The sequence below is a fragment of the uncultured Gemella sp. genome (assembly GCF_963525875.1).
Taxonomy (GTDB): domain Bacteria; phylum Bacillota; class Bacilli; order Staphylococcales; family Gemellaceae; genus Gemella.
In genome coordinates this window covers 17,032-27,734 of record NZ_CAURMG010000022.1, presented here as the reverse complement: position 1 = coordinate 27,734, position 10,703 = coordinate 17,032, and the positions used below count along the sequence as shown (strand labels likewise).

The window sequence follows — 10,703 nt, the reverse complement described above, 5'->3', positions numbered from 1 at the left end:
GTGGAAAGATTAAGTTTCCAGCACCAAAAAAGATACCAAATAATAACAATCCGGTCAATAAACCTTTTTTCATAATAAAAATTTCCTTTCTTATTTTTGTAATACATCTATAATACTACAACTTAACAAAAAAGGCAAACGTTTTTAAAAAACTTACCTAAGTTATTTAACTTTCTTAAAAATTAACTGATAATAATCTCTATATGTTAAAAAAGTTGAGTTTAAAGCAATTTCAAACTCAACTTTTTTTATATTTTTACATTAAACATGCAACCAAAGTAATTGTATTACGAATAGTATTGCAAATACATACATTAGTGGATGAATATCTTTCCATTGTTTTTTCGATAATTTTAATACAACATAGAAGATAAATCCAAATGCTATACCATCATTTATTGAACCTGTAAGAGGAATACCTACGATTGTTACAAACGCTGGGAAAGCTTCTGTAATATCAGCCCATTCAATTTTCGCGATACTTTCCATCATAAATGATCCAATAATAATCAATGCTGGAGAAGTAATCGCTGGAACTGATGCTAAACTACTAGCTAATGGGAATAAGAAAATTGATATTATAACAAAGAAGCTTGTAGTTAATGCAGTAAGTCCTGTACGCCCCCCATTAGCAACACCAGCAGAAGATTCAATATAAGCTGAAGTTGGTGTACTTCCGAATAAAGAACCTGCTAATGAAGCAAATGAATCAGCTAATAATGCTTCTTTAGCTCTTTCCATTTTTCCGTTTTTAACTAAACCAGCTTGTGTAGTTACTGCTACCATTGTACCAGTAGTATCGAACAATGTAACCATTAGGAAAGTAAATACTATTCCATATAATCCTAATTGTAAGGCATTTACACTTTCACTAACCGGATTGTATAATAAACTTAAATCCATATGAGGGATACCAAAAACTTTCTCGATTTTTAACATTCCTGTAAAGTATGAAATTATAGCAACTACTGCCATTCCAATGAATATAGCTCCTTTTACTTCTAAAGCCAATAATACAAGAATAATAAATATACCTAGTATTGTCATATAAGCTACTGGATTTTTCAAATCACCTAATGAAAGAATTGTATGCGGATTTGCTACAATTAGTGCAGAATTTTTTAATCCTAAGAATGCTATAAACAAACCAATTGCAGCTGAAATTCCATGTCTTAAATTATTTGGAATTGAATCTATTAAACTTTCACGGAATTTTGTTGCTGATAATATTACGAAAATAACAGCCCCTAAAAAACACGTTGCTAATAATGTTTTATAGTTATAACCTGATGTAGCAGCTAAAGTTGCAAAATATGAGTTTATTCCCATACCAGGTGCAACTACTATTGGATAGTTCGCCGCTAATGCCATAATTAAAGTACCGACTAAAATCGCGATAATCGTTGCTGTAAATACTCTATCTAATGGAATACCTGCCGCTGATAATACAGCTGGATTTACCACTAAGATATAACTCATAGAGAAAAATGTAATTAAACCAGAAACAACCTCAGTTCTTGCATCTGTATTATTTTCTCTTAATTTAAAAAGACGTTCTAACATATTTAGAAATGCTCCTTAGTTTTATTATTAATGCCTAAGCACAATATAATAATATACTTTTAAATTATAAATGTCAAGAGTTTTATATAGAAAGTTCATATTCCACTATTATTCCGATATATTTCTGATTTAATTAACGGATAAAACAATACATTTACTACATAACAAAAAATTAGTACAACTATTTTAAACGATAACACGAACATCCGACTTCAAACAAAACATTAAAATACGTATTTTAAATAACAAAAATTCTTCAGACTAACTACTAAATTATAAATCTAGATTTAGTAGTTAATCTGAAGAATCAATTTTTTTATTCTTTATCATCAGGAATAACTCCCATTAATTTCAATAATTTATCCCATTCTAATAATAATTGTAAAGCATATAGCATTAAAAACAGATATACCATTTTTGTAATTGGAAAATCTTGATAATCTAAAAAGAAAAGTCTCAGGAAAATTACAAATATTAATGATATCATACATATTTTAAAATGTTTTTCTCCCGTTACTCTCACATTAAAAAATATAAGAAATATAGGAATTAAACTTCAACTTACAAAACATTCTACTATGTTCATAATATATCCTCCTTCACAATAATTATATTATTAATTTACAACAATTATATACATTATTATTATAGCACATAGTTAACATAATTAAAACGTAGTCATTGTTATGTATTATAAATTATTCGATATAAATATCACTAAAGAATACCTTTCATTCCTTAGTGATATTTTCTATAATTATAATATTTTTGAGAAGAATTCTTTTGTTCTTTCTTCTTTAGGACTATCAAATATTTCTGATGGTGTTCCTTGTTCTAAAACTATTCCACCATCCATGAATATTACTTTATCCGCAACTTCTTTAGCAAAGTTCATTTCGTGAGTAACTATTAACATAGTTAATCCCTCTTCTGAGAGCTCTTTGATTACATCTAGTACTTCTTTTACCATCTCTGGATCAAGAGCACTAGTTGGTTCATCGAATAGTAACACTTCTGGTGAATTAGCTAAGGCACGTGCAATAGCTACACGTTGTTTTTGTCCACCCGAAAGGCTATTTGGATAAACATCCTTTTTATCTTCAAGTCCAACTCTCTTTAATAATTCAACTGCTTTTTTCTCGATATTTTCTGCAGTGTCATCTCCAAATGTTTTTGGAGCAAGTGTAATATTTTCTAATACACTCATATTTGGGAATAGGTTAAAGTTTTGGAATACCATTCCTACTTTTTTTCTATATTTATTGATGTTTTGTTTTGTAATATCTTCTCCATTGTATAAAATTTGTCCACTAGTAGGTGTTTCTAATAAGTTTACACAACGCAATGCTGTACTTTTACCACTACCACTTGAACCTAAAATTACGATTTTCTCCCCTTTTTCAACGCTTATATTTACACCTTTTAATACTTCTAATTTTCCGAATTTTTTATGTAAATCTTTTATCTCTAATAACAATTTGTTCACCTACTTCGTTAATTTTTTCTCTAATCGTTTTACCAATATCGATAATATTGATGTAATGATAAAATATATTGCAGCCGCAACTAAGTATGGTCCAAAAGTTTGGTATGTTGCATTTTTTACTGTATTGGCAGTAAACATAATATCAGCTACTCCTACAAAATAGACTATTGATGATTCTTTTACTAATGAAATGAACTCATTACCTAAAGCCGGTAAACTATTTTTAAAGGCTTGTGGTAAAATGATTAATTTCATAGTTTGAAAATAACTTAATCCTAAAGAACGCCCTGCTTCCATCTGTCCTTTATCTATTGCTAATATTCCTGAACGGAATATTTCACTAACATACGCTCCAGAGTTAATTGAAAGAGCAATTATTGCTGACATAAATGGTGTGAATGAAATTCCAATTTCGGGTAATGCAAAATAAATTATCATAATTTGCACTAGTATTGGGGTATTTCTAATTACTTCTACATATATTCCTGCTATTATATTAAATACCTTAAAGGTACTAATTTTTGCTAAGCATATCACAATTCCAAGTATTAATCCTACTAGTAATGCTATAAGTGAAACTTTTAAAGTTGTTACTGTAGCTTCTAAATACGTCGTGTAATAATTTGGAAGAAAATCAAACATTCTATTTTATACCTCTCTTTTACTCGCTTTGTGCAGCAATTTTAGCGTATTTATCAAGTTCTTTTTCAAATACTTTTTGTTCTTGAATTTCTTTAATTACTGCGTTTACTTTTTCTAATAATTCTTTATTACTGTCATTTTTTCCTTTTTTAAAGGCTATTGCCATACCTGTTGCTTCCGGATCATTATCTGCTGTGAATGTACTAATTTTAATATCAGTATATTTGTTCATTGCAATTTTTGCAACATCGTCTGGAATTAACACTGCATCAATTTTTTTATTTTTTAAATCTTGCAGTAAGCTTGGTACGTCTGTTAAAGCTTGGATATTTTTTTCATCCATTTTTAGTTGTTCTTTAGCATAAGTTTCATAAGTTGAACCTTTTTGAACACCAATTTTTTTGTTTTTCAGATCAGCTACTGATTTAATTTCCTCGCTATCTTTGTTAACAACAAAAATTCCTTTACTTGTATAATATACATCTGAAAAATCAACTGCTTTTTTTCTTTCCTCTGTTGGGTTAACTCCAGAAATTACCATGTCAACTTTATTTGCATTTAAAGCTGCAATTAATGAATCAAATGCCATTTCTTGAATTTCAACTTGAACACCTAATTTTTTAGCTACTTGCTCTGCTAAGTAAATATCAGCACCAACAACTTTTTTGCTACCATTTTCTGTTGTTAAAAACTCATATGGTGGATAATCAGGAGATACTCCCAATACTATTTTTCCTTTTTCTTTAATTTCTTCTGATTTAGGTTTAGCACTACCTATTGAGCATGCTGTTAATGTAAATACTGTAATAATTGATGTAATGAATAATAATAATTTTTTCATTGTTTTGTCTCCTTTTTCTTTATTATATTATAGAAAAGAATAAATTATAAATAAAAAATCTCTTTGTAGCTAGTAATTTTCTAACTACAAAGAGACGATATTTCGCGGTGCCACTCTTTTTGATACACTAAAACTAAGATAGATACAGTCCATGGTCTGTACGAAGGCACGAGATAAATAAAAAAGTCTTTTTATAATTTCCTAAGAAACTATAAAAAGACGAAATCAATTCCGCGTTGCCACTTTTCTTGGTATTTAGTATACCCACTCAATCTCTTTAAGGCAGAGTTACCAATTATTTAATAATTGCCTAAAAAGTGCGTTCATCTAGAAAAATTACTAACCTCACACCAACGTTAGCTCGCTAAAAATTTTTTACCAAATTACTATTCTTTTCTAAGGTTTTAGTTTTATTGTTAATTATTTTACACCCTAAGTATTTTCTTGTCAAGTAAAAATTCAATATTTTTATTAATTTTTTTCATATTTCTATATTAATATCCACGATTCTCATATTGTAAGTAAAGAAAGAACTCAATTATTATTTTTGTCATCGAGTTCTTTCTCTATCATCTACATTTACTTATTTAATAGATTGTACAATGTTTTAACATGTACTCCTGTTGCACCTTTTGGTAAGTATTTTTCTGCTTTTGATAAATATGCAGTTCCTGCTATGTCTAAGTGAATCCATGGTACATTATTTGCTACGAAGTTTTCTATAAATAATCCTGCAGTTATAGTTCCACCAAGTCTTCCACCTGTATTTTTCACATCTGCAATTGTAGATTTATTTAATTCTCTGAAACTATCATCTGCTGGCATTTGCCATACTCTTTCTCCAGCTTCTTTTGCAGCAGTACTTAATTCATTATAAAATTCTTGGTTGTTCGTTACTGCTCCCGTATAGAATTCTCCTAATGCAACTAAGCATGCACCTGTTAAGGTTGCTAAGTCAATAACTTTGCTAACTTTTAATTTTTCAGTTGCATAATATACAGAATCAGCTAAAGTAATACGCCCTTCAGCATCTGTATTCAATACCTCTACTGTTTTTCCTGATAATGTTGAAATAACATCACCTGGTTTATATGAACCACCAGCAATCATATTTTCACACGCTCCAACAACTGCAATTACATTAGTTTTTAGTTTTCTTGTTGCAACCAACTTCATAGTTCCTATTACAGTTCCAGCACCACCCATATCACAGTGCATTATATCCATGCTATTAGCTGTTGGTTTTATTGAATAACCTCCAGAATCATAAGTTACCCCTTTACCTACTAAACCAACTACTTCACTTTCATCTGGATTATTTAAGTATTTCATAACAATAAATCTAGGTTTCCTATCAGAACCACGTCCTACTGCTAATAAGCCTTTTAATCCTAATTCTTCACATTGTTTTTCATCATATACCTCTACTTCAACACCTAAAGCTGATAGTTCTTTACTAGCAATGTTAGCAAGAGTTTCTGGATATAAATACTCTGCTCTTTCATTTACTAAATCACGCGAGAAGAATACTCCACTCATAATATCACAAGCTTCATTTACTACCGCTTCTAAATTATCTAACTTCTCTTCTGTTGATAAGTTAATTGTGATTTCTGGGAATTCTTTTCTATCCGACTTATATTTATCAAATTTGTAAGTTCCATGTAATGCACCTTCAACTGCCGCATTTACAAATTTTTCAGTTGAAACATTATTCACCTTAGGTATAGTTACATAAACTTCTAGCTCTTTATTTTTTTCTAGTTCTTTTACTAATTTAAAAAACACTTCTCGTACTTTATCTTCCACTAACTCTTCTTTTTTTCCTAATCCTAAAAGTATTTCTTTTTCTCCATCAAAAGGAAGATTAGTGTACACTTCTTTAATTTCCCCTGAAAATAGTTCTTTTTCCTTTGTGTATTCTAATAACTTACTATCATAAACTTCATCTTCAAATATTGGTGTTACTTTTACACCTGCTTGTTTATTTGTAAAAAATTTCATTTTTTTCACCTCGTACTCGTACACTGTACGCTCCTTCTTATCTTATATTCTCTAATATTTCTTTTGCTGTTTCTTTTGCTTCTAATACTGTATTTTCTAATGTTGTACCTTTTTTTGATTTTCCAATTATATGAACATTGGGATACATTTTTCGTAGATAATCTTCAAATTCATTTATATTTTTATTATATTCCTTACTGCAAAATCTATAATTGTCCTTAATTTTACTTACATAAAATTTATTAATGTTTCCTACTAAACCGTGCACTCTCTCAATTTCTTTTTCTACTATTTCTTTAATTTCGTTGTCATTTTTATCTATTAATTTTTCAATTGCATCTTCTCTGCTTATATAAGCTCTAACCATTTGAATTCCACTCATTTTTATATCAATCCACTTATTACTAACATATTCTAACTTTGTAATATATTCGCTTTCTTCTTTTTGAAAAATTATTTCTCCAATTTCTCTATTTATATGTAGATCATCTCTTTTATAAATAAGTGTTACAACAATATTAGACACATATTTCATATTCGAATAAAAATCATTAATTTTTTCGTCATCATTAAACCATGGTAGAAAATTTTTCTGATTTAACGCAAGTATTATATAATCATAATAATATATACTACCATTAGAGTGAACTAAATATTTATCACCTTTTTTTTCAATTTTTTCTATTTTTCGATTTAATTCTAAAAATACTTTATCCGAAAAGTTAGATTCCAGTGTTTCTATAAATGATTTCAATGTAAACTTCAATCTATATTCAGAACCAACTGTAATATTATCAATAACTTTTCGATTATACATATCTTCAAGTATTTTATTGATATCTTCTTTTTGAATAGTTAAAAATGATAATTCTGGCATTAAACTTACCATACTTTGCTCTGATACATCACTACCATAATGGCTTGTCAATAATGGTTCTATCAGTTTATCATATATTTTTTCATTTATAATTGTTTTGAAAAATTCTTCTACTGTTAGTTCTTTAATATCTTCATCTTCCATGGTGTTATACATATTGTATAAAATTGATAACTTTTCTTTGAAAGTAAATAAATCTGATAAAATTAGCTCTCGTTTATCTAATGGAACACCATAAAGCATTTTTTCTGGAAGATATTTAATTCCTTCTTTTGTATAAAAAACCTTCTTAGTCGTACCACTTTTTATTAAATATCTATGTAGACCCAGCTCTATCATTAGATAAAATAGTACTCCTTGTTCGCTTATTGAATTATGCCACCCAAAATCATAAATCTCTTGACCATATTGAAACTTTCCAAATTTATCATTTGAAAACTCTAAATCTCTTTCAATTAAATCAATGTTAAACTTCTTAGAGTTTACTCCTGAAAATTTATCAAGAAAATAAGCACAACTTATTCCCGACAAATCTCCTCCAATTATTGCTATATTTTTCATATTTATATCCTTCTATTTAACTTTTTCAATAAATACTTTAGCTATGATATTAGCTACCACCAATGCTCCTACAGTAATTGATATATTCACTATTTCAAAATTACTTAAACAAATAGCTATTATAGTCAATAATAATGTTGTTATTAAAGTTACATTAGACAACATTTTTTTAAAACTTCCTACCTTAATACTTTCATCTATAGGTAATATACTATGCCAAATATTATTGCTCATTTGTTTATATAAAGGAACAAGTTGAATTATTGTTAAATAGCTATATGACACAATTGCTATTGCACTTACGTATGTATTTTTAAAACTAAAAATTACTAAAACTGCAAGTAACATCAGTCTTAATGCTAGGTAAATTGTATTTTCTTGTCTTAAAAATACTCTATAGTAATAGTATTTAAAACTGTTTTCTTTAGTAAAGTTTTCTTTAGTTAGCTTTGGTAATAGTATATCAAAATATTTTCTTCTAGCAACTTTTACACCACTTAACGGTACATCAACAAACATATTAACAAATTTTAAATAGTTTTCCATACGGTGTTTATCATATTCTGCCGCTTCATTCCATTTTACAACAAACTTCTCTTGATCTTCCAAACTTGCTTTATTAGTTGCATTTTTAAAAATATAGAATGTACAATATGCTAATGCTACTACCCCAATCATGTCAAAAATAAGAATATACGTATTAACGATGAACACTACTAATATTTGTATAAAGATTACTATAAACTGTATAATTTTAACCCATACTAGCTCTGTATAATGAATAACTTGAAAGTATTTTAGCAAATTGTTTAGTATTATTATCATTAACAATAAACATATGCCTAATTTATTAATACTGCCAATTATACTAGTAATCGGTTTTGTAGCGAAATAAAAGATAATAACTGCAATAATATGAGTTGTAGTAAGACTCATAACAGTTTTTGCTCCTATTTTCTTATAGTACTTTTCTAATGGTAGTAAAAATACTGAGTCTGCTTCTTTAATATATGTCTTAATCTTATTACTTGCTAAATAATAACTAAAAGCAATCGTTGCTGCAATAAATACTGAATACAATTCAAACTGACTTGCAACAGCTATCCATTTTGAATAATTTATAAGAGCTGCACCTAGTACTATAATAAGGAACATTATCAGGTGCGAATTGAAAATGTACTTACTATAAGTTAATTTAAGATCTTGCTCTTTTTTTCGTCTGTCTAAAAAAATATTCTCTATATTACTCATTATTATCTCGCACCGTTAATGATAGATAAATTTCATCTAAAGACGCACCTGCCATATTAAATTCGGCCCTTAGTTGCTCTAAGTTACCATTTGCTAAAATTTTTCCTTCATGAATAATAACAAAATTATCACAATACTTTTCAGCAGTAGCAAGAATATGAGTAGACATAAGTAAACTTGCACCGTTATCCCTTCTTTCGCACATTAAATTAATTAAATCATTAATCGCGATAGGGTCTAATCCTAAAAATGGTTCATCTATTATATATAAATTCGGTTCTACTAAAAAGGCACAAATAATCATTACCTTCTGTTTCATACCTTTAGAAAAATGTACAGGGAAAAACTTTTTCTTATCACTTAATTTAAATAACTTAAGTAAATCCTCAGCTCTTTGCCACGTTTCTTCTAGATTTAAACCATATGCCATTGCTGTAAGATTAATATGTTCTTCCAATGTTAACTCTTCATAAAGTACTGGAGATTCAGGTATATAACTTATGTTCTTTCTGTATTTTTCATTATCTTTTGTAATAGTAATACCGTTAACTTTAATCTCACCTTCCATAGGTCTAAGTAGTCCTAGTATATGTTTAATAGTCGTACTTTTCCCCGCTCCATTTAGGCCTATAAGTGCAGTTATACTTCCTTTAGGTATTTGTATATTTATATTGTCAATAATTCTTCTACGATTATATCCTCCACCTAAATTACTAATTTCTAAAACATTAGTCATTATTTTTTTCTCCTCTCTTTAACTTTTCTAATATTTTATCTATTTGTTGATAAGTGCTTTCTAAAGTGCTACTATTATGGATAACAAAATCTCCCAAACTTGCTTTTTCTTTTGCACTCATCTGACTTTCTATTCTTCTTAGTGCAACTTCTTTGGTTAAAGAATTTCTACTCATCAACCTATCCATTTGGACATCTTCATTTACATAGATCACTATTACTTTTTCCACAAGATCCACAAAGTTTGCTTCATATAATAGAGCTATATCTAAAAACACAAGTTTTTCATCTTTATGTTTTTCTTGTAATTTTATTATTAATTCCTTTATCTTAGGATGAATAATACTATTTAGAATTTTCAAATTTTCTTCATTTCCAAAAACCAACTTTCCTAATTTTTCACGACGTATTTCATTATTTTCTAAAATAGTACTTCCAAATTTTTCAGCAAGTTTTTTTTTTACATCTTCACAAGTAAGAGCATTATGTCCTAATTTATCTGCATCAATAATAGTATATCCCCTATTTAATAAATATCTAGATACTGTACTTTTTCCGCATGCTATACTTCCTGTAATTCCAATATTCAAAACATCATCTCCATTAAATTACTTAAATACAATTTTATCATAATACGCAATCATTTACCATAGTTTAAAAGATTATTAACTTCCGATAAACATAAATTTTTTTAAAAGACAATAATCTACTTATATTTTCCAACTACGTAAAAAGATTAATAA

Annotated in this window: 10 protein-coding genes and 1 other annotated feature; all 10 genes read right to left on the bottom strand. The window is 28.2% G+C overall.

The features are described from left to right. On the bottom strand, window positions 1–73 hold a 73-nt coding region (locus RWQ73_RS07995; RefSeq protein WP_399541081.1), incomplete at its 3' end, for a branched-chain amino acid transport system II carrier protein. A gap of 188 nt (window positions 74–261) precedes the next feature. Then, window positions 262–1,563 (bottom strand): NCS2 family permease, encoded by a 1,302-nt coding sequence (locus RWQ73_RS05305; protein ID WP_314407096.1) that lies wholly within the window; start codon window positions 1,561–1,563, stop codon window positions 262–264. 757 nt (window positions 1,564–2,320) lie between these two features. After that, entirely contained in the window at window positions 2,321–3,040 is a 720-nt protein-coding gene (locus RWQ73_RS05300) for an amino acid ABC transporter ATP-binding protein (protein WP_314407094.1), read from the bottom strand. A gap of 9 nt (window positions 3,041–3,049) precedes the next feature. Continuing rightward, complete coding sequence (locus RWQ73_RS05295) at window positions 3,050–3,691, bottom strand: amino acid ABC transporter permease (protein WP_314086593.1); 642 nt, start codon at window positions 3,689–3,691, stop codon at window positions 3,050–3,052. 19 nt (window positions 3,692–3,710) lie between these two features. Continuing rightward, window positions 3,711–4,532, bottom strand: coding sequence for a transporter substrate-binding domain-containing protein (locus RWQ73_RS05290; protein WP_314407093.1), 822 nt, complete (start codon window positions 4,530–4,532; stop codon window positions 3,711–3,713). A gap of 212 nt (window positions 4,533–4,744) precedes the next feature. After that, window positions 4,745–4,940: a binding site (T-box leader), on the bottom strand. Between the two features lie 171 nt (window positions 4,941–5,111). Further along, complete coding sequence (locus tag RWQ73_RS05285) at window positions 5,112–6,536, bottom strand: leucyl aminopeptidase (protein ID WP_314407092.1); 1,425 nt, start codon at window positions 6,534–6,536, stop codon at window positions 5,112–5,114. A 37-nt stretch (window positions 6,537–6,573) separates the two neighbouring features. Continuing rightward, a complete protein-coding gene (locus tag RWQ73_RS05280) occupies window positions 6,574–7,974 on the bottom strand; it encodes an FAD-dependent oxidoreductase (protein ID WP_314407091.1) in 1,401 nt (466 codons plus the stop codon). Between the two features lie 12 nt (window positions 7,975–7,986). Beyond that, window positions 7,987–9,225: an ABC transporter permease gene (locus RWQ73_RS05275; RefSeq protein WP_314407089.1), complete on the bottom strand. Its 1,239-nt coding sequence runs from the start codon at window positions 9,223–9,225 to the stop codon at window positions 7,987–7,989. After that, complete coding sequence (locus tag RWQ73_RS05270; protein WP_314407088.1) at window positions 9,218–9,961, bottom strand: ABC transporter ATP-binding protein; 744 nt, start codon at window positions 9,959–9,961, stop codon at window positions 9,218–9,220. The genes RWQ73_RS05275 and RWQ73_RS05270 overlap by 8 nt, the downstream gene beginning before the upstream one ends. Further along, window positions 9,954–10,550 (bottom strand): dephospho-CoA kinase, encoded by a 597-nt coding sequence (gene coaE, locus RWQ73_RS05265; RefSeq protein WP_314407087.1) that lies wholly within the window; start codon window positions 10,548–10,550, stop codon window positions 9,954–9,956. The genes RWQ73_RS05270 and coaE overlap by 8 nt, the downstream gene beginning before the upstream one ends. Window positions 10,551–10,703: the final 153 nt, after the last annotated feature.

What these genes read in the sequence shown, in the direction of transcription:
- RWQ73_RS05305 (WP_314407096.1), bottom strand. Translation starts at nt 1,563, where the DNA reads ATGTTAGAACGTCTTTTTAAATTAAGAGAAAATAATACAGATGCAAGA.
- RWQ73_RS05295 (WP_314086593.1), bottom strand. Translation starts at nt 3,691, where the DNA reads ATGTTTGATTTTCTTCCAAATTATTACACGACGTATTTAGAAGCTACA.
- RWQ73_RS05290 (WP_314407093.1), bottom strand. Translation starts at nt 4,532, where the DNA reads ATGAAAAAATTATTATTATTCATTACATCAATTATTACAGTATTTACA.
- RWQ73_RS05285 (WP_314407092.1), bottom strand. Translation starts at nt 6,536, where the DNA reads ATGAAATTTTTTACAAATAAACAAGCAGGTGTAAAAGTAACACCAATA.
- RWQ73_RS05280 (WP_314407091.1), bottom strand. Translation starts at nt 7,974, where the DNA reads ATGAAAAATATAGCAATAATTGGAGGAGATTTGTCGGGAATAAGTTGT.
- RWQ73_RS05275 (WP_314407089.1), bottom strand. Translation starts at nt 9,225, where the DNA reads ATGAGTAATATAGAGAATATTTTTTTAGACAGACGAAAAAAAGAGCAA.
- RWQ73_RS05270 (WP_314407088.1), bottom strand. Translation starts at nt 9,961, where the DNA reads ATGACTAATGTTTTAGAAATTAGTAATTTAGGTGGAGGATATAATCGT.